23 protein-coding genes are annotated in these 16,983 nt (G+C 41.3%); 16 read left to right on the top strand and 7 right to left on the bottom strand.

The window, feature by feature from the left end; translation table 11 throughout:
* Positions 1-368: 368 nt before the first annotated feature.
* Positions 369-596, top strand: a complete 228-nt coding sequence (locus tag L4C35_RS01530; RefSeq protein ID WP_428461219.1) for a hypothetical protein — start codon at positions 369-371, stop codon at positions 594-596.
* A gap of 127 nt (positions 597-723) precedes the next feature.
* On the opposite strand, the gene L4C35_RS01525 is transcribed toward L4C35_RS01530, so the two are convergent.
* Entirely contained in the window at positions 724-1,068 is a 345-nt protein-coding gene (locus L4C35_RS01525; RefSeq protein ID WP_428461218.1) for a HopJ type III effector protein, read from the bottom strand.
* A 181-nt stretch (positions 1,069-1,249) separates the two neighbouring features.
* Here L4C35_RS01525 and L4C35_RS01520 point away from each other — a divergent pair, with 181 nt between their 5' ends.
* The 3 genes from L4C35_RS01520 (at position 1,250) to L4C35_RS01510 (ending at position 5,083) form a co-directional block, all read left to right on the top strand.
* Complete coding sequence (locus L4C35_RS01520; RefSeq protein WP_428461217.1) at positions 1,250-1,672, top strand: hypothetical protein; 423 nt, start codon at positions 1,250-1,252, stop codon at positions 1,670-1,672.
* Between the two features lie 235 nt (positions 1,673-1,907).
* Positions 1,908-2,729, top strand: coding sequence for a phosphate/phosphite/phosphonate ABC transporter substrate-binding protein (locus L4C35_RS01515; RefSeq protein WP_428461216.1), 822 nt, complete (start codon positions 1,908-1,910; stop codon positions 2,727-2,729).
* Between the two features lie 59 nt (positions 2,730-2,788).
* Positions 2,789-5,083, top strand: coding sequence for an ATP-binding protein (locus L4C35_RS01510; protein WP_428461215.1), 2,295 nt, complete (start codon positions 2,789-2,791; stop codon positions 5,081-5,083).
* 152 nt (positions 5,084-5,235) lie between these two features.
* Here L4C35_RS01510 and L4C35_RS01505 read toward each other — a convergent pair whose 3' ends face one another.
* Positions 5,236-5,415 carry a CCGSCS motif protein gene (locus tag L4C35_RS01505; protein ID WP_428461214.1) on the bottom strand — a complete coding sequence of 60 codons (180 nt, stop codon included), beginning with the start codon at positions 5,413-5,415 and terminating at the stop codon, positions 5,236-5,238.
* Positions 5,416-5,619: 204 nt separating this feature from the next.
* Between L4C35_RS01505 and L4C35_RS01500 the strand changes: the two genes are divergently transcribed.
* Positions 5,620-5,910 carry a YkgJ family cysteine cluster protein gene (locus L4C35_RS01500; protein ID WP_428461213.1) on the top strand — a complete coding sequence of 97 codons (291 nt, stop codon included), beginning with the start codon at positions 5,620-5,622 and terminating at the stop codon, positions 5,908-5,910.
* Between the two features lie 90 nt (positions 5,911-6,000).
* Here L4C35_RS01500 and L4C35_RS01495 read toward each other — a convergent pair whose 3' ends face one another.
* The 3 genes from L4C35_RS01495 to L4C35_RS01485 all read right to left on the bottom strand — a co-directional run bounded on the left by L4C35_RS01495 (position 6,001) and on the right by L4C35_RS01485 (position 7,486).
* Positions 6,001-6,228, bottom strand: a complete 228-nt coding sequence (locus L4C35_RS01495; RefSeq protein WP_428461212.1) for a glutaredoxin family protein — start codon at positions 6,226-6,228, stop codon at positions 6,001-6,003.
* 54 nt (positions 6,229-6,282) lie between these two features.
* Positions 6,283-6,951 (bottom strand): glutathione S-transferase, encoded by a 669-nt coding sequence (locus L4C35_RS01490; protein ID WP_428461211.1) that lies wholly within the window; start codon positions 6,949-6,951, stop codon positions 6,283-6,285.
* Between the two features lie 67 nt (positions 6,952-7,018).
* A complete protein-coding gene (locus L4C35_RS01485; RefSeq protein WP_428461210.1) occupies positions 7,019-7,486 on the bottom strand; it encodes a hypothetical protein in 468 nt (155 codons plus the stop codon).
* A gap of 140 nt (positions 7,487-7,626) precedes the next feature.
* Here L4C35_RS01485 and L4C35_RS01480 point away from each other — a divergent pair, with 140 nt between their 5' ends.
* From L4C35_RS01480 to L4C35_RS01445, 8 genes are all read left to right on the top strand, one after another.
* Entirely contained in the window at positions 7,627-8,142 is a 516-nt protein-coding gene (locus tag L4C35_RS01480; protein ID WP_428461209.1) for a ClbS/DfsB family four-helix bundle protein, read from the top strand.
* Positions 8,143-8,183: 41 nt separating this feature from the next.
* Positions 8,184-8,546, top strand: coding sequence for an MmcQ/YjbR family DNA-binding protein (locus tag L4C35_RS01475; protein WP_428461208.1), 363 nt, complete (start codon positions 8,184-8,186; stop codon positions 8,544-8,546).
* Positions 8,547-8,802: 256 nt separating this feature from the next.
* On the top strand, positions 8,803-9,882 hold the full coding sequence (locus L4C35_RS01470; RefSeq protein ID WP_428461207.1) for a polysaccharide deacetylase family protein: 1,080 nt from the start codon (positions 8,803-8,805) through the stop codon (positions 9,880-9,882).
* Positions 9,883-10,118: 236 nt separating this feature from the next.
* Positions 10,119-11,627 carry a peptide MFS transporter gene (locus tag L4C35_RS01465; protein WP_428461206.1) on the top strand — a complete coding sequence of 503 codons (1,509 nt, stop codon included), beginning with the start codon at positions 10,119-10,121 and terminating at the stop codon, positions 11,625-11,627.
* 112 nt (positions 11,628-11,739) lie between these two features.
* The gene (locus L4C35_RS01460) at positions 11,740-11,961 is read left to right on the top strand and encodes a DUF4177 domain-containing protein (protein WP_048898330.1); all 222 of its coding nucleotides are present in this window, start codon (positions 11,740-11,742) and stop codon (positions 11,959-11,961) included.
* Positions 11,961-12,203 carry a membrane protein insertion efficiency factor YidD gene (gene yidD, locus L4C35_RS01455; protein ID WP_428461205.1) on the top strand — a complete coding sequence of 81 codons (243 nt, stop codon included), beginning with the start codon at positions 11,961-11,963 and terminating at the stop codon, positions 12,201-12,203. Before L4C35_RS01460 ends, yidD begins: the two co-directional genes overlap by 1 nt.
* Before the next feature lie 41 nt (positions 12,204-12,244).
* Positions 12,245-12,640 carry a TM2 domain-containing protein gene (locus L4C35_RS01450; RefSeq protein ID WP_428461204.1) on the top strand — a complete coding sequence of 132 codons (396 nt, stop codon included), beginning with the start codon at positions 12,245-12,247 and terminating at the stop codon, positions 12,638-12,640.
* Positions 12,641-12,717: 77 nt separating this feature from the next.
* A complete protein-coding gene (locus tag L4C35_RS01445; RefSeq protein ID WP_428461203.1) occupies positions 12,718-13,089 on the top strand; it encodes a spore gernimation protein in 372 nt (123 codons plus the stop codon).
* 12 nt (positions 13,090-13,101) lie between these two features.
* Here the strand turns inward: L4C35_RS01445 and L4C35_RS01440 are convergent, their stop codons facing one another.
* Positions 13,102-13,497: a nitrous oxide-stimulated promoter family protein gene (locus tag L4C35_RS01440; RefSeq protein WP_428461202.1), complete on the bottom strand. Its 396-nt coding sequence runs from the start codon at positions 13,495-13,497 to the stop codon at positions 13,102-13,104.
* A gap of 226 nt (positions 13,498-13,723) precedes the next feature.
* Here L4C35_RS01440 and L4C35_RS01435 point away from each other — a divergent pair, with 226 nt between their 5' ends.
* Together L4C35_RS01435 and L4C35_RS01430 are read left to right on the top strand one after the other, a co-directional pair.
* Positions 13,724-14,017, top strand: coding sequence for a hypothetical protein (locus tag L4C35_RS01435; RefSeq protein ID WP_048898335.1), 294 nt, complete (start codon positions 13,724-13,726; stop codon positions 14,015-14,017).
* Positions 14,018-14,246: 229 nt separating this feature from the next.
* The gene (locus L4C35_RS01430) at positions 14,247-14,903 is read left to right on the top strand and encodes a thiopurine S-methyltransferase (RefSeq protein ID WP_428461201.1); all 657 of its coding nucleotides are present in this window, start codon (positions 14,247-14,249) and stop codon (positions 14,901-14,903) included.
* Positions 14,904-15,044: 141 nt separating this feature from the next.
* On the opposite strand, the gene purT is transcribed toward L4C35_RS01430, so the two are convergent.
* Positions 15,045-16,220 carry a formate-dependent phosphoribosylglycinamide formyltransferase gene (gene purT / locus L4C35_RS01425; protein WP_428461200.1) on the bottom strand — a complete coding sequence of 392 codons (1,176 nt, stop codon included), beginning with the start codon at positions 16,218-16,220 and terminating at the stop codon, positions 15,045-15,047.
* 326 nt (positions 16,221-16,546) lie between these two features.
* Here purT and L4C35_RS01420 point away from each other — a divergent pair, with 326 nt between their 5' ends.
* Positions 16,547-16,951 carry a hypothetical protein gene (locus L4C35_RS01420; RefSeq protein ID WP_428461199.1) on the top strand — a complete coding sequence of 135 codons (405 nt, stop codon included), beginning with the start codon at positions 16,547-16,549 and terminating at the stop codon, positions 16,949-16,951.
* Positions 16,952-16,983: the final 32 nt, after the last annotated feature.

Below are 16,983 nucleotides of genomic sequence, written 5' to 3'. Positions count from 1 at the left end.
TTATATGGCATTCACAAGCTTGTTAAAATGCAAAGTAACAATATGAGTTATTTGGAAGCAACTCGATGTTTTTTAGTACAGAGAAATAAGCGGTTAGATACAGAGGAAGTTAAATTTACACCTGTATCTTATTGTTATTAAAGGAAGGCGGTTATTGGTGAAAATGGAAGGTGTGGTTGAATCATGCTGTTTGTAAAAAATGACTTTGCATGTAGATAGGTATAATCAGGGCTAATGGATACACCTAAATGTATGGCAAAGGCTGATGGTAAAATTATAAAAACGCTGTTCATATTATGTTGGTGACGATATTATACTCTCAACAATATACCGCGTGAGATAAGCGCCTCCATCAATAGTTATAAGCAATGCAAACACAGATAGCCCCTGATTTACTATTAACACCGGAAAGTGCCAATCAACTAAGGAAAGATTTTACGATAGAAAAAGCTTATCTGATTAAGCCTAAGGTGATTGAATCTATTACTGATTATCAACTCACCATAGCAACAGTAAGTGTATTCAGTTTCTTATCATTTTTTCTGATTTTCTTCTTAATTGCTGAAACAGTGAGATCATTTAACGGCACATCATAATGGTTGGTTTAAAGAGGATAAAAGCAGGGCAAGATTGCTTTTTCGTCAGCCATTAGGCTTATCACCATTTCTAGGTTTTACTCGGGAAGGGCATCCCGAATTATAATGTTGTGGTTATTTGTTTAAGTTACTTGCATTCAAGAGCTTGTGATTCAAATTTCACGCCACTCCAACCATATTGAATGAAGTTTCTAATATTCAAATGGTCAATATTATGCGGATGTTTCAACACATCATCGCGATAAAAACGGCCAAAGCAGGCTAAAGCCTGTTCTTCAGGTAGCTTGTGGATCTTCGCAAAAGACAAAATCTTACACGAACCATTATTTTCACCTGCTTGATTACTCACATCCCCATTAGTAAATGCAACTGGAGTGAAGTTGTAATACTGGCTGATGATAGCCATTGTTTGATCAAACTCGATATGGCTCGGGTCGTGTTTTAGCTGCACTAAAAATTGTGACAATTCCATTGCTTTCTTTATCCCCGCTTGATTATGGCTAGTTAGATTACGCAGCCACTATAGCGTGTCAAAAACCTATTAAAAATCACTATTTGAAACTTTGAGCTAACTTCCAAAATAAAGGGGCTAAGCTGCTTCGTTACTTGCGATAAGATTAAATAGGGATAACCAAAAGATAGGGAAGTTAGGTATGAAAAAACCATTTGTAATTTTGGCTATTGTAGCGGCTATATTACTCATAGTTCGACAGTTTGCGAATACCGAGCGAGTACCCATAATGGTGGCATTACCCGATAGCCCGTCATTTACTGTTACCGATGCTTTCGATGGGCAATGGGAAGGCAAACGAGTTGACGTTAGTGGTGACAAAATTTGTTTAGAAACACGAATTATTGGCACCGTTTATAATGGACAGGTTTCCTTAACACTGGTGTATAACAACACGCTTTTAAAAGGCTGGGTATCAGAACAAGGCATGTTAGAGCTGTACTCGGATAGTCCTAGGTGGGGGTATCGGTTTAGCGGGGCTGCAGTTAATAATAAAATGGATGGTGAGTGGAAAGTAACTAACGCTTTATGCCACGGAACTTGGCATATAGAGAAAGTAAGCTGACCATACCGCGTTGGATGAAGATGGTAGGAATCCCACTTATTCGAGTGGGATTTTTTTTGCCGAAAAGAAAAGTGAGTAATCTGGCACTAAACTTGTTTGTTATTTTACCTATCTATGCAATTGGTTGCTAATTCACTTGGGTGATGCAGTTTGCAATGAATGAAGAGTGGCAGATACCTCGACTGAGAGGTCTGTAGCTGAGGTATTTGCATAAAGCGGCCTAGGGAGTGTCAAAATGCAAACCAAAATGAAATGCGTAATCGTAAAGCAGCTATTTATTGCCTTGTTGGTCTTTATGTCTTTCCACTCTTTTGCTGGACAGAAAGAGATCGTTTTCGGTGTGGTTCCACAGCAATCCGCCTCTAAATTAGCAAAGCAGTGGGGGCCTTTGCTCGATGCATGGAGTGAGGTAACGGGGATAAAATTTCGATTTGCTACAGCTCGCGATATTCCTACGTTTGAAGAGCGTTTAGCTGCTGGTGAATACGATATGGCTTATATGAATCCTTATCATTTTACGGTCGTTAACCATGCTCCTGGGTATAGCGCGCTGGCTCATGCCAAAGATAAGCGCATTACCGGCATAATCGTTGCTCAAAAAGATTGGAGCGGTTCTATTGATTCTTTGAGTGATCAGCTGCTTGCTTTTCCTGCCCCTAGAGCTTTTGCTGCATCCATTCTCACACAGTCAGAACTACACCAAAAAGGGTTGGTGATTACACCTAAATATGTTGGATCACATGACTCTGTATACATGGCTGTTGCTAAAGGGCTTTATCCTGCTGGTGGTGGTGTTATGCGAACATTTAACAGCATTCCTGATTCTTTAAGAGAGCAACTTAAGGTTATTTATAAAACCAAAAGTTACACCCCTCATGCCATTGCTTACCTGAGTTCGTTAGACACTGAAACCGCTGATCAACTACGTGGCAGTATAGAACTACTTAACCAGCACCCTAAAGCAAAAGCGATGTTTGACATGCTGAGTATTAAAGGTTTTGAGACAGCTAAAGACAGTGATTGGGATGACATTGTTGGGTTAGGTATCAATCTTTAGCAATAGCAATAGCAATAGCAATAGCAATAGCAATAGCAATAGCAAGGGAGGGACTAGTTATGACGTTAAGAACGAAGACAATAATTGGTATCGCTCTGATTGAGGCTCTTGCTCTTGCACTACTTATTGTTACAGGTTTGCAATGGTTAAAATCATCGAATGAAAGTCGATTAAAAGTGGGTACCAATCAACTCGCCAGCGTTTTTGCAAAAGCAACAAGGGATGCGGTGTTAGCGACTGATTTAGCTTATTTAGATAGTTTTTCTGAATCACTGGTTAGTGAGCAAAACCTAGCCTATATCCGAATTACCGATAGTAATGGTGTTGAGTTAGCCATGCATGGTGATTATACCGGTGTTAATACAAGTGTTTCTCCTGCTGATGTAACAGATGGTGTCTATGATGTCATAAGCCCAATTCAAGTAGATGGCCAGCTTTATGGCAATGTTGAGATGGGGGTAACAGTTAACGACCTTCATGTCATGCTTAGCCAAGCCACACGCTCAAGCTTGTTAATTGCCATTGCTGAAATGTCGCTGGTGGCTTTGTTCTCTTTAGCGCTAGGAACATACTTAATGCGTCGTCTTGATGTATTAAGAAAAGGCGCAGACAAGGTGGCTAAAATGGGACCTGGGGCTCAAATAAAGGTGACGGGTAACGATGAGGTAACGCGAGTGAGTATCGCCTTTAATGAAATGTCTCGCTCTTTAGTTCAAGCACAAAAAAAACTGGCAGAAAAACACCAACAGCAAATTGCATTAACGGAAAAAGTCACGGAGCTTGCTCAGGTTGCGGAGCATGCAAGGGACGTCATCATAATCACAGATGTGGATGGTAAAATAACCTGGGTAAACCCAGCCTTTGAAAACCTGACGGGTTATACCTTATCTGAAGTTGTTGGCCAGTCACCAGGCTGTTTATTACAAGGCGATAGCTCTGATCTTGATACTGTTCACGAAATGTCACGGAAGGTCGCTCAGAAGGAAGCTGTACGCGTTGAGATCCTTAATTACACTAAAAGTGGCGAATCTTATTGGGTTGAGCTTGATATCTCACCGGTAACAGATAGTGCGGGGGAAATTGTTCGGTTTATCGCTGTGGAACGCGATATTACGCAACGTAGGCAGGTTGAAGAACAATTAGAGATAGCACTCAAAGAGGCGAAGAGGGCAACCCGAGCCAAATCGGAATTTTTGGCCAATATGAGCCATGAAATTCGCACGCCAATGAATGCAATTATGGGGTTTACAGAGCTACTGCTTGAAAAAGCGATGCATCCAGAACAACGCGAACAGCTTGAGCTAGTTCATCGTTCTGCGGGTAATTTAGTTGCCATTATTAACGACATTCTTGATTACAGTAAAATTGAAGCAGGAAAATTATCTCTCACCTGTGAACCTTTTGATTTACAAGAGGAATTAGGGTCTACGCTAGAGCTATGTAGTTATCAGGCGGAAGAGAAAAAATTGCCGTTAGTCATGAATATAATGCCTGAGATTAATACCAAGGTAATAGGTGATAAAGGACGAGTTAATCAAATTTTATTAAATTTGATCGGGAACGCGCTTAAATTTACTGAGTCTGGTTGTGTGACTGTGACTATTGATGCTGAATCGAATGACGAAACAACACAATTTCATATTTGTGTTGAAGATACAGGGATCGGCATACCTGCTGAAAGACTGCCCTTTATTATGGAGAAGTTCGAGCAAGTGGATAATTCTGCAACCCGTATGTATGAAGGGACAGGGTTAGGGTTAGCTATTTGTAAGCGTTTAATACAACTGTACGAGGGAGAGCTAAAAGTAGAATCTGAAGAAGGAAAAGGCTCTCGTTTTTCATTCAGTATCACGTTAGCGAATCAGCATACACAGGCCTTGGCTGCCGCTAATCAAAGTTACGCAGTATCTGATGACAAACTCGTCACTCAAACGCTAGCCAATAAGACAATACTCATCGCTGAAGACAGCTATGTTAACCGGCTATTGATAGAGAAAATGTTAATGGGAACACCTGTTGAGTTAGTGTTTGCAGAAGACGGTGAGCAAGCGGTAGCACTTTATTGCCAACATGTACCAGATATGGTTATTACTGACATCTCTATGCCAAATAAAGATGGTTATGAAGCAACAGCAGACATTCGAGCATTACAAGAACAAGGGTATCCTTGGTGCCCAATTGCTGCTTTGTCTGCTCACGCTATGACTGAAGAGCGTGAGAAGAGTTTTGCAGCTGGGATGGATGATCATTTGAGTAAACCGATCAGTAAAGAACGCTTGATTAAAATGATTGTTAAGTGGCTTTCCCTTTCTAAAGAGAATGAAGAAGGGCAAGATGCGAAATTTAAATGCTGACCCACGCAGTTTAAAGTAATACCAACCTAAATAAGCCGATAGCTAATTATTATTTAAGTTGGTATTTAGCGTGATATCAAGATTGAAGCGTAAGAGAGATAATACTTAATCTTTATGCGACACCACTGAAAACAACTTTGTGTTTCAAGTGGTTATGAGCAAGAGCCACAACAGAAACCGGGTTCACCGTGTTTTCCTTTTTTCTTCTCTGCTGCTTTATCTGCAGTAGCATCGATTGCCGCTTGTGCTTCCTCAGTTTTCGCTTGTTGCGTCAAAACAGCATTTGCTTTGGAATCGTCTTTTTTAAATAGCTTTTTGAAAGATAGTGCCATGTTGACTCTCCTGAGTACTCTGTAAGATTAAAGGTGTATTTTGATTGCATGTTATTATTCCTGAGTAATAAGGTCAAGTATCTATTTGTGAAATGCTTATTACAGCAACACTTAAAGCCGTTCGAGTGTTCGGGGCATTACATTACTATTGCGTAGCTAAATAATGAGCTATGATGCGGGCAAATACGTATTTTGAAGCTGTTTATGAATATTGAAGTCAAGAATGTCCCTGCTTCTGAAGTGACATGTGCTAATTGCCAAGCATGTTGTTGCCGTTTAGAGGTAATGATATTGACAGATACAGGTGTACCAGAAGAGCATATAGCGACAGATGATTGGGGTGGTGAGGTGATGGCTCGCTTAGACGATGGCTGGTGCTCGGCACTAGATCGTGACACCTTAATGTGTACCATTTACGAAAATCGCCCTTGGATTTGCCGTGAGTTTGAAATGGGCTCTTATGAATGTATTGATGAGCGTATAGCGAATATGTAACTTGGCCTTGTTCAGGGCTAGGCAGACGATGTATCCCAAACTTTTTGAGCATTGTGAAAATATAAAGTTTGGGATAATCGTAGTGAGAGGCTAAGCGTTAAATGCTTTCTCAAAATTCTTCTGATTCCAACCAATAACCACTTGATCACCGACTTTCAAAACTGGAATAGATCGTGCTCTCATTGCACTTAGCTCTTTCTGAGCACGAGGCGTCGCTGCATTCGTTAAGCGGTAGGGGATTTTCTTCGCATCAAGGTAACGTTGAGCATCTTTACAGTGTGGGCATTTGTCTTTTACGTACAAGGTGATCTTTTTCATTGGTGTCTTTTCTTATTGTTGCGTTAAGCAAAAGTGAGCTTTGCTTTGAGCTGATTAACTTTCACGGTTAAAAATAACATTCTCGCGCGTAACAAGCCATTCGGGATAGGGTCTCATCACTTTTGCATATACAGGGTTGTTATAGTGAGCTATCAACCACTGCTGAAATTTGGGATAAGGCGCTTGTAGAAACCACTTTCTATCCACTTTGGAAAACTGGCGCATGAAAGGGAGCATTGCATAGTCAGCAAGCGATGGCGTATCGCCCATCAGGAAAGTTGAATGCTCTAATTTAGCTTCCAGTATCGCAATAAAGCTTTCACAGGCCTGCCTAGCGTTGGTTTCTTTATCGTCATGATAACGTGCAGCGGCTCTGTATTGCTCTAACAGAGGAATGAAGACGTCATCATGTTGTTGTATCAGTCGGCGTATTTCATTCGATACATCAGGCTTATTCACGCGCAATAAGTTGTGGGGATCATTGCTTGATAGTGCCCAATCCATAATGGCTAAACTTTGGTCGATAACAGTGTCAGTATGCGGAAAGTAAAGCACGGGAACAGTGCCTTTTGGCGACACGGCAAGCATCTCGTGGGGTTTGTTTTTTAACTTCACATTACGTAATAAGACGGTCTGATCTGCGAACAATAAGCCGAGTCTTGCCCGCATTGCGTAAGGGCACCGCTGCAATGAATACAGAATAGGGTAATTCAACTCACTCATAGCTTTACCATCTCAGCCTTGTTATCGCGTTACGAGTTACAGTTACGAGTTCACTCTCGCCACTTAGTTAAAGCGTGTAGCGATTTAAAAAAGATTGAAGAGGCTCAATGCCTGATTTTTGCTGACACGCATTTTGCCAGCAGGCGTAAATAGCTGTTTCATGAGCCGCGATCAGTTCGTATATCGGCAATTCTAACGCGGAATGCATGTCTGTTTGGTTATACCAACCTCGGTATTGGCGCTCATAGGGCTTAACCCAAGCTTCAAGTGTGATCACTAATTCATCCCAAGGCAACGCTATCCACTTTTGTGCGTCTGCTTCACCTTTGCTAATCATTTTTGTGTCATGACTATTATAAGGATGTTGAATGTGATCAAAATAAGCTTCGATTAGTTTTGCTGTACGCACTTCAACTGCTATCAATGTATCCCAAAGCAGTTGTTGCTTTTGTTCTGTGTAGTGCTTGGCAAAGTACTCAAAAAAAGCAATACCATATAGCTCGCCTTGATAAGCTGTCAGTATATTTTGGTTCATTTCATGGCCTTCGTGTTTACATGTGTTGATTTAGCCGCTGGTGGCACGTATTAACGACGTCAGATAATGAATGTATGTTAGATAATTAATTTAGTAAATCAAGGTATTGATAATGATTCGCAAATAAAAAGGAGTGTGTCGTGTCTTCTGTTCCGCAAAATAAAGTAGAGTTACTTAGCGCAATCAATGAGGCGTTTAGCAAACTGCACTGTGACGTTGTCACTATTCCAGCCGAGTTGACTCGCCTTTGTGAGATTGAAGGCAATGTGAAAGGAACAAAGATCTGCGTTTGCGATACCTTGGCTTATTTGCTTGGCTGGGGCAGGCTTGTGTTGTTTTGGTATGAAGAAAAAACAGCAGGGCGAGATGTTGAATTTCCAGCTGATGGTTATAAGTGGAATCAATTAGGCCAGTTAGCCCAGCACTTTCAGCATGAATATCGTGATTGGTCTTTTCATGCGCTGCAACAAGAACTTGAAATAACAATGGCATCAATCTGTCGGTTAATTGAGAACTTGGATAATACCGAACTGTATGAACAGCCATGGTATGAAAAATGGACATTGGGGAGGATGATTCAATTTAATACATCATCACCGATGAAAAACGTAAGAACAAAGATACGTAAATTTAAGAAAGCTCATCAGCTGAGTTAGTCTTAGCTATGCATGTTTATTGGATATACACGGAGTAGCCCATGAATAAACATCAAATAGAAACATTGTTATCATCGTTTACTGGTTCCGATGTGTCATCGCCCTTTGGTCCTGATGCTTTAGTTTATAAAGTGAAAGGTAAAATGTACGCACTCGTTTCTCAAAATGAAGAGATAGCGCGTGTTACGGTGAAATGTAAACCTGAGGATGGTGAAGTATTAGTATCTCAATTTGATTCGATTTCTCCTGGTTATTACATGAATAAAAGGCACTGGATAACGATTAAACTTTGCGGAGAAGTTGATTCAACTCTATTAACGGATCTTGCTCATCATTCTTATCAACTTGTTGTTGCTAAACTAAAAAAAGCAGAAAGGGAGTCACTTCTTATTAATAGGGACTAGCGTGTTTATTAATAATCGTTGAAGAGTAAGGGATACGATTCATAAATATGTGATTTCTATTCCTTTATTTTATGAGTGATCAATTTCTCACATTAGTGACAAGATAGTGCTGCTATTCGCCTATGAGAAAAATGGGACAAAATTTGGCATACAGAGTTTGATCGTATCGCTATAGGCAACCTATAGCGGTACTTTTTTGCGGTAACGCTGTACTTGTGCCATTCTCAATAGTAATTCGATACTTAAGGTGACAAGGATGGCATCAGAGTTATCTGTCGTAATTCATGCAGAAGAAGAATTCGATTGGAAAGGCGGCTTTGATCGTTCAAATACTCGTGTTTCGCCTCAGCACATCTTAATAAACTTGGTTGATGCCTTAGTTGCACAAGGGGCTAAAGTGACATTAGCGATGGATTATGCTTTTGTTAATAGTGTTGAAGGTAAAAAGGTCATTGAGCATTTTAAATGGCTTGAAGGTTCATATATAGAGTTTGCATGCCATTTACACCCTTGGGTGAATCCTCCATTTTATTCACAGACTTCATCGGTGAGTAATTTTGCATCGTATCCGGGTAACTTGGCGCCGCATGAAGAGAAGCAAAAAATAATCTATCTGACAGAGAAGATCGCTGAAGTGTGTGGTGTACGGCCTGTCAGTTACCTTGCAGGAAGGCATGGGGTTGGAGTTAATACGTTGGCACACATCGTATCTTTAGGTTATGAGATCGATTTAAGTATTTGCCCTTATTATGACTTTTCTGTCAACGATGGGCCGAATTTTAGTCAGCGGAATTGTTCTAATTTCACTGAGAAAGGGATGACGTTTTTGCCTCATACTGCTGCGGTAACATCCTGGCTTCCTTTTATTGAATCTGTATTTAACCGACAACCTAAGACCTTTTCGCAGTGGCAAAATAACAAGCTACTTAAATTTATGGGTCAACTTATAGGCTTACGCTTGGATAGGTTATCACCTGAAGGTTTGAGTCTGCGTCAAATGAAGCGGGTATTTAAAGCGCAACAGAAAATAGGGCAAAACAACTTTATTCTTTCTTTTCATTCATCCAGTTTTATTCCTTATGTAACGCCTTATACCCAAGGTGACGACGACGTTGCACATTTGGTCGAAAGGGTATTATCGTTTGTTCGCTGGGCAATCGAAAATCAGCACTGTGAGATGACATTACCTAAGCATCATGCAACCCCAAGAGGTGAGCGCATGAACGAAGAGGTTGTTAACAAAAAATTAGCACCAGAATCAGCACCTGTAATCCCCACACCTTCCCATCGATCATCGATAAAGTGTGAAAGCTTGACGGCTAAAGACGAATATTAGCGCGACTTCACATTTCCACATGTTTCATCATTGCTATAGGGTATTGAATTACTGAGTGTTTTTATAGTGGCGCCTGTGGTGGGTGTTTTTTGACCACTCTAATTTTAACCATGTCAAAAAAAAGCGATTATTCCACATGCTTGATGTGGTCTTGTTGCATATTTGCATGTTAGATCATTATTTAACAGTTCTGCATATGTTAGTTTTTGCGGTGCATAATGTTGAAGGAGTATAACATGCAAGATGCAAACACTAGATTTCCCAGTATTGCGAAGGTTTTAATTTTGCGGCAGTTCCTTTGGGGAGCTGCTTTTTACGGGGCGTATGTTCTATTAACAAAGTATTTTCTTTTTGAGTTAAATTACAGTGAAGCAGATACCATCATGATGATGGGTGCTTTTGGTGCTGTTGGTCCTGTATTTTCGGCTGTTGGTGGATTTGTTGCTGATAGGTATATTGGTTCATTCCGCGCAGTATATATTGGCTACACGACTTACACTATCGGCTTTTTCTTATTGGGAATGGGGGCATCAACGCTCAATATTCCACTCAGTATTTTCTCTATTGCTTTGATCGGTTACGCTCGCGGGCTATCGGCAACCAGCCCGACAGTACTATTGGGTAACTCATACTCAGCAACAAACAGGGAAGCTTTTCAACAGGGTCTAACGGTTAACTATTCCATTAATAACTTGGGGTCGTTTGCATCTAAATACCTTTTCCCATTCTTGGTGGCGTACTTGGCTTACCAAGGTAACTTCTTTATTTCATCATTTTTGATGCTGATTACTTTGGTGCTCTTTGTTACTTTTAGAAAACAACTTGTCCAAGTCGGTAATGACATTGACCGCCGCAGTGTCAGTATGAAAACGTGGGGATATTTTGTGACAGGCTCAGCGCTCATGCTGGGCTTAGTGTTTTGGATTTTCTCAAACTTAGATGAAGGTAAGTTCTTATTATATGGTCTAGGTGCATGCGCTATTTTGTATTTCATTTATGAAATCACAAAAGCATCTGCGGCGTACAAATACAAAATGTGTGGTGTACTCATCACTATTTTTATCATGATCGTGTTCTATTTCTACTATGGTCAGATGCTTACCTCGATGAACATCTATGCCATTAACTTAATGGGCGATCAGATCCTTGGCTTTATCCCAATTCGACCTGAATCTAACGCTGCTTTTAACCCACTGTGGTGTTTTGTTTTAGGTGGGCCAATGATTTATGCGTATAGCTGGTTAGAGAACAAAGGTTACTCGCCAACTATTCCAACTAAATTTGCCGTTGCGTTTATCTTTAGTGGTATCGCATTTAGCTTGTTGGGCCTATCAACCAGTTTTGTGGGTGAAAATGGCAAAATCTCTGCTGATTGGATCTTGTGGGTTCATTTCTTCCAGTCAATGGCGGAGTTGATTGTGGGTGCGCTAGGGGCTGGCTTCATTTTTGAAATGGTGCCTCGTTACCTTTCTGCGTTTGCTATTGGTCTACGTTCAGTTGCGCTGTCTCTCAGTGGTATCTTAGCTGCCGTTATTTCAACGAAGATTGCCTTACCAAAAGATCAAGTACTTACACCTGAAATTATTGAAGGTGTATACGCCAGTTACTTCTATAATCTCGCGATTCTTGCCATCGTAATGGCCGTTGTTACGTTAGGCTTATCGAAAGTGATTGCGAAGCTGATTAATAAAGGTGAAGAGTTAGAGCGGTTAGAGAATGCATCACAAACCTCTACACAGTCTTAAATAACTTTAATTATAAGCCGCGGTCTTATTCGTAAGAGCGCGGCTTTTTTTTGTTTAATTACAGTGCTATAAAAAGAAGTAATGAAAATAATCAGTGAAAGTAGGGGAAAGAATGACAGCTTTTAAAGAATATAAAGTGGTACACATTGTCGAAGGCGGCTGCGGTACTTTGTTGCTAGGGTCGAGTGGCTTACCACTTAAAAAGCTGGAAGCGACCTTGAATGAAGAAGCGGCCGATGGCTGGCAATTAGTTTTTCAGGTTATTGAGCGTAAACGTTTCTGGTTATTTTGGAGTCGTGAAGCTGTCATTGTGACATTAGGGCGTAACGGTTAATGCTAATTAAGCGTATTGCGCTAGGGATGATTGCACGCTATCAACGAGGTGGTGGTTCAAAGCATTACTTTAATTTGGAATGCAACTTTGAACCGACTTGCTCAGAGTACACACGGCAAGCAATTGAACGTTATGGCGCATATAAAGGGATTAAACTTGGAGCGAAGCGCATTCGTCGTTGTAGTGATCCTGATTGCGTTCATAAAATTCATGATCCTGTACCTAATAAACAATCAAAATAGCACTCCTACGACTACGTGCTAGTAAATATTGAGGGCAGAATATGGTGTTACGTCACGCGGCGTTGAAGCAGCAAGAAGATGACTTACGAGGTCAAATTCGTCAGCTTACGGACGCTCAACGCAAACAATACTACCAGCTAGAAGTTGACCAAGTGAAAGATCCAGATACCTACGCAGTATTGAATTGGTTCTTTGTTGTAGGGCTACATCATTTTTATTTAGGTAAGTTTGTACGAGGAGGGGTGAATTTAAGTCTGTTTTTGTTGTCGATACTATTACTGGTGATCTACCCCAACCATTGGCTGGGGTACAGCATGTTGATCGGCATATTGGTGATTGAACTGCCACAATTGCTTAATTCTCAAAACATTGTTCATCACCATAATAATCAGATAATGGCAAAGTGTTTAGCGAAAGTGCTTCATCCCAACGCTTGATTAGCCCTCGTTGATTTATTGACGGAGCCTAGTTAACAAGCATTTGAACTAGGCGCGGCGCCAATGAGGTATGTAGTTTGAAATTGATAGTAAAAATGATTGTACTAGTATCGGCGCTTGGTTCGTTGACGGCATGTAGTGATAACGACCAACTAGCCGCAACGCCCATTAAAAATGTTCAAAATATAGACGTTGTTAATAACCAAGCGTTGGATGTGCAATGCGACACGGGAATTTGCCAGTTTGAGATATCAACCAGTAGTCATGATGAAATTACTGTGAATATGTTTTATGACGCTAAACGTGCATTTGAAAAAATAGAAGGCGTGAGTGTGACTGGCCCTTCTGGTGCAACGGTAAGAATTGAGGGTAATAATCAATTTACGCTTATTTTAAGCGGTGATGATGAACCAACCAAAGTACAGGTTATCGATTATTACCGTAATTAGTACGCCTTCTATCTACTTAACATTCCCTAATATCTTCCGCCTGTGGCGATTTGACACATTTGCCGCAGGTTTTGATGGAACAGGTCGCCTTTCCGCTAATAAATGGCGTATAGCAAGAATAGGGTGCTTATAAAGCATTCTTGGCCCACTGTAGCGCATTATTGTTTGAGATTTGCTTTTGTACTCTTTTTTGTAGCAGTGAATAGGGCACTGTCTGCACGTGGGTTTGTCTTCACCATACGGACAGCGATCAAGCCGCATCTGTGCATAGTGCAAAAAATCATCACAGTCAGCACAAAGTGTTGTAGAGCCATGATGATCGCGACAATAAATATGTACCATGGCAGTTAAGGTTTTGAACTCGGTATTTAATGAGCCAAGTAAAATGAGCTCTGCATCCGTTTTCATGTGTTTGCCTGATATTTTATGCAAAATTTAAAGTTACATATAAAATACACCTAAAAGTATATCTGAGCAAAAGTTGATCATAAAATGTGATTTATATGACATATTTGGCGAAACAGGTAAGCAACATGAAAAAATAACGTGTTTTATTGCAAGAACTGGCCTTGATGGGTTGATTTCATGGGGTTCGCGCAGTAGTATCCGCTCCTCTTTTTTTGTGGTGGTGTATATGAGCAGATTTGAGTGCCTTGAAAGAATTGTTGACGAATACCGTAAGAAAGTTCGCGACGCTGAGTTCAACAAACAGAATGACAGTGAAGTAGCTAAAGTATTGGTATTATTGGTCGGTAACTCTATGTTTAGCTTGGCAGATGAATTTGCGGATTGGGTTAACCGTGGTGGCGATCGTTCATACGGTGGTAAGTTCTTCGTTTCTAAGCAACTAATGACGTTGTTAGAGCCTGTAACTTTCCGTGGTGTGACTGTGCGCCGTGACTCAATTAAGCTATTCCGCGTGTCTTAAGCTGACCGCATAATAGAAATTCAATGACTTTCATGAAGAAAAATTGAAGACCAAATTTTTCAATCCAGCTTCATAGACGAAGTATGATTGAACCAAAAGGATGCCTCGGCATCCTTTTTGCGTTTTTGGCACCCACATCTTGTGCTACTGAGCGGGATTGGTATGCTAGGGTCAATACAAGCTAGATCCGTTCTAGATAAAATAAAAAGTCAGTTAAGAGAAAATCAAAATGGATGCAGAATTTTGGCATAGCCGTTGGGCTGAAAATCGTATTGGATTTCATTTGGATGATGCAAACCCACTACTATTAAAATATTGGTCGGCATTAGGCGCGACACGAGAAGACAGCGTGTTGGTGCCTATGTGTGGTAAATCTATCGATTTAGACTGGCTTGCACAGAAACACAGTCGTGTTATTGGTGTCGAGTTGAGTCAGATAGCAGTACGCTCATTCTTTGCTGAGCACCTGTATACGCCGATGGTGATAGAGCAGGGCAACGGTGAAGCGATTTATGAATTTGATGAAATTAAAATTCACTGTGGCGACTTCTTCACTGTACCGGTTGAGCCGACGGATGTTGTTTACGATCGTGCGGCCCTGATAGCTATGCCTGAAACACTGCGCAAGCAATATGCTGAGCGTTTATTGTCGTTAACTAAGCCTGGTGGTCGCATTTTGCTTATTACGCTGGATTACCCGCAAGAGCAGCTAAATGGCCCTCCATTTTCTGTCGCAGAAGCGGAAGTGAATGCGTTATTTGAAGGTTGTAAGATCACGCTGCTTGAACGTGATGAAAAAGATGAGTCTCACCCTCGACGCAAGCAGGGTATTACGCGATTTGCTGAAGAAGCATGGTTGATTGAAACGCCAGTTTTAGCGTTATAAATCTGATAATTAATTCGTCGCGGTAGACATGTGAAAAAAGGAGCTTAAGTGCTCCTTTTTTATGACATCACTATGATGACGATCGTTTGCTGGTGACAGGGTCACTTAATTGACCCTGTTTAAGACGCTAGTCTCAGTTCGTTAGAAAACAACTTTTACATCAGCGGCTGTTGCTACTGCATCTTCAACAGCTTGGTCGATGCTGTCACGGCGTGTTAACGCAACACCCAAACGGCGACGACCATCAATTTCTGGTTTGCCAAATAAACGAATTTGCGTTTGAGGGCGTGATAACGCTGCGGTTAGGTTATCAAAGCGAATGTTTTGCGAAGTACCTTCCGCAAGAACAACCGCTGATGCAGATGGACCAAATTGGTTAATGCTGTGGATCGGTAAACCTAAGAAAGCGCGTACGTGTAGGGCGAACTCTGATAGCTCTTGCGAGATAAGCGTAACCATACCCGTATCGTGTGGGCGAGGTGATACTTCACTAAATAATACTTCGTCGCCTTTGATAAATAGCTCTACACCGAATAAGCCATAACCACCCAATGCATTTACTACTTTTTCTGACACGGCTTGCGCAGCTGCTAGTGCTTTATCAGACATCTGCTGTGGTTGCCATGATTCACGGTAATCACCATCTTCTTGGCGGTGACCGATAGGCGCACAGAAATGTACGCCATCAGCTGCACGCACTGTAAGTAGGGTGATTTCATAATCGAACTCAACAAATCCCTCGACAATGACACGACCCGCACCAGCACGACCACCTTCTTGTGCATACTTCCACGCTGATTCGATATCAGCAGGGGTTTTAATCACACTCTGACCTTTACCCGATGAGCTCATAATAGGTTTCACAACGCAAGGTGTACCAATGCGCTCTACTGAGGCGACAAAATCATCGTATTGCTCAGAGAATTCGTAAGGAGAGGTTGGAATAGAGAGCGTCTCTGCAGCTAAGCGACGAATACCTTCGCGGTTCATTGTTAGCTTAGTTGCATTTGCCGTTGGTACAACGTTCACCCCGTCAGCTTCAAGCTCAACCAGAGTGTCAGTTGCGATAGCTTCAATTTCAGGAACAACGTAATGGGGCTTCTCTAGTGCAATAACACGCTTTAATGCTTCACCATCCAACATATCAATTACGTGGCTACGGTGAGCAACGTGCATGGCTGGTGCACCTGCATAGCGATCAACAGCAATCACTTCTAGGCCTAAACGCTGGCATTCAATGGCGACTTCTTTACCTAATTCACCAGAACCAAGAAGAAGAACACGAGTTGCATCAGGGCGAGTAGCTGAACCTAACATTGATAATCCTTACGAGTGAGTATTTAAACTGATGCTGATCATACCTGATTTACACTTTTGCGCAAACGTTTGCTTTGCGTGGCGGTGTACTTGATTAAGAGTTAATCAGACGACAGGATATAAGGTTAATGAGTGAGAGCTATTTGCTGATTTATTACGGTACATATTGGTTTATCAGAAAACGTTCCTTTGCTTTTGTAAAATGATTGTCAGAGTTTAGGCGCTAAGCTCGTTAAACAAGGTACGAACCGCTAGAGTATAGGGATTCAACAGGAAAGCTCAGTGCTCTTGTTTTGTTTTGAGCGTCATAAATAGGTAAATAACCAATGAAAAAGTTGTTAGTAGGTTTAGCATTGATTGCTGCAGTACCTTTCTCGGCACATGCATCTAAAGGGATCGGTGTATTTCTTGGTAGCCCGATGTCTGGCATTCAGTATAAACACGATGACTTACGTTTTTCGTTAGGTGTCGAAAAATTTGGTGTGGCATTCGATAAAACCTTCAACCTTGGTACATTAGCGGATAACCGTAAGCTGGATAGCTTATACACCTTTGTGGGTGCGCAGTATGTCGATCATCATAATAAGAAAGTCGGTGTACGATCGGGGGTGGGTTTTGAGCTACCAGTGAACAACTTTGAGCTTTATGGCGAGTTAGGGCCATCTTTGTATGTGGTTGAAGAAGTCGATTTGGATCTTGAAGCTGCATTGGGCTTTCGTATTCGTTTCTAGAAAGGTGCAGTTATTTATTGTAAAGCACCACC

This window comes from Photobacterium kagoshimensis (assembly GCF_050337045.1).
GTDB lineage: Bacteria > Pseudomonadota > Gammaproteobacteria > Enterobacterales > Vibrionaceae > Photobacterium > Photobacterium kagoshimensis.
Note: the sequence above shows the minus strand (reverse complement) of the source record. Positions and strands in the feature narration are given on the sequence as shown.

What these genes read in the sequence shown, in the direction of transcription:
- L4C35_RS01435 (WP_048898335.1), top strand. Translation starts at nt 13,724, where the DNA reads ATGAGCAGATTTGAGTGCCTTGAAAGAATTGTTGACGAATACCGTAAG.
- L4C35_RS01430 (WP_428461201.1), top strand. Translation starts at nt 14,247, where the DNA reads ATGGATGCAGAATTTTGGCATAGCCGTTGGGCTGAAAATCGTATTGGA.
- purT (WP_428461200.1), bottom strand. Translation starts at nt 16,220, where the DNA reads ATGTTAGGTTCAGCTACTCGCCCTGATGCAACTCGTGTTCTTCTTCTT.
- L4C35_RS01510 (WP_428461215.1), top strand. Translation starts at nt 2,789, where the DNA reads ATGACGTTAAGAACGAAGACAATAATTGGTATCGCTCTGATTGAGGCT.
- L4C35_RS01420 (WP_428461199.1), top strand. Translation starts at nt 16,547, where the DNA reads ATGAAAAAGTTGTTAGTAGGTTTAGCATTGATTGCTGCAGTACCTTTC.
- L4C35_RS01460 (WP_048898330.1), top strand. Translation starts at nt 11,740, where the DNA reads ATGACAGCTTTTAAAGAATATAAAGTGGTACACATTGTCGAAGGCGGC.
- L4C35_RS01495 (WP_428461212.1), bottom strand. Translation starts at nt 6,228, where the DNA reads ATGAAAAAGATCACCTTGTACGTAAAAGACAAATGCCCACACTGTAAA.
- L4C35_RS01525 (WP_428461218.1), bottom strand. Translation starts at nt 1,068, where the DNA reads ATGGAATTGTCACAATTTTTAGTGCAGCTAAAACACGACCCGAGCCAT.
- L4C35_RS01485 (WP_428461210.1), bottom strand. Translation starts at nt 7,486, where the DNA reads ATGAACCAAAATATACTGACAGCTTATCAAGGCGAGCTATATGGTATT.
- L4C35_RS01490 (WP_428461211.1), bottom strand. Translation starts at nt 6,951, where the DNA reads ATGAGTGAGTTGAATTACCCTATTCTGTATTCATTGCAGCGGTGCCCT.
- L4C35_RS01530 (WP_428461219.1), top strand. Translation starts at nt 369, where the DNA reads ATGCAAACACAGATAGCCCCTGATTTACTATTAACACCGGAAAGTGCC.
- yidD (WP_428461205.1), top strand. Translation starts at nt 11,961, where the DNA reads ATGCTAATTAAGCGTATTGCGCTAGGGATGATTGCACGCTATCAACGA.
- L4C35_RS01470 (WP_428461207.1), top strand. Translation starts at nt 8,803, where the DNA reads ATGGCATCAGAGTTATCTGTCGTAATTCATGCAGAAGAAGAATTCGAT.
- L4C35_RS01465 (WP_428461206.1), top strand. Translation starts at nt 10,119, where the DNA reads ATGCAAGATGCAAACACTAGATTTCCCAGTATTGCGAAGGTTTTAATT.
- L4C35_RS01440 (WP_428461202.1), bottom strand. Translation starts at nt 13,497, where the DNA reads ATGAAAACGGATGCAGAGCTCATTTTACTTGGCTCATTAAATACCGAG.
- L4C35_RS01475 (WP_428461208.1), top strand. Translation starts at nt 8,184, where the DNA reads ATGAATAAACATCAAATAGAAACATTGTTATCATCGTTTACTGGTTCC.
- L4C35_RS01450 (WP_428461204.1), top strand. Translation starts at nt 12,245, where the DNA reads ATGGTGTTACGTCACGCGGCGTTGAAGCAGCAAGAAGATGACTTACGA.
- L4C35_RS01505 (WP_428461214.1), bottom strand. Translation starts at nt 5,415, where the DNA reads ATGGCACTATCTTTCAAAAAGCTATTTAAAAAAGACGATTCCAAAGCA.
- L4C35_RS01520 (WP_428461217.1), top strand. Translation starts at nt 1,250, where the DNA reads ATGAAAAAACCATTTGTAATTTTGGCTATTGTAGCGGCTATATTACTC.
- L4C35_RS01500 (WP_428461213.1), top strand. Translation starts at nt 5,620, where the DNA reads ATGAATATTGAAGTCAAGAATGTCCCTGCTTCTGAAGTGACATGTGCT.
- L4C35_RS01515 (WP_428461216.1), top strand. Translation starts at nt 1,908, where the DNA reads ATGCAAACCAAAATGAAATGCGTAATCGTAAAGCAGCTATTTATTGCC.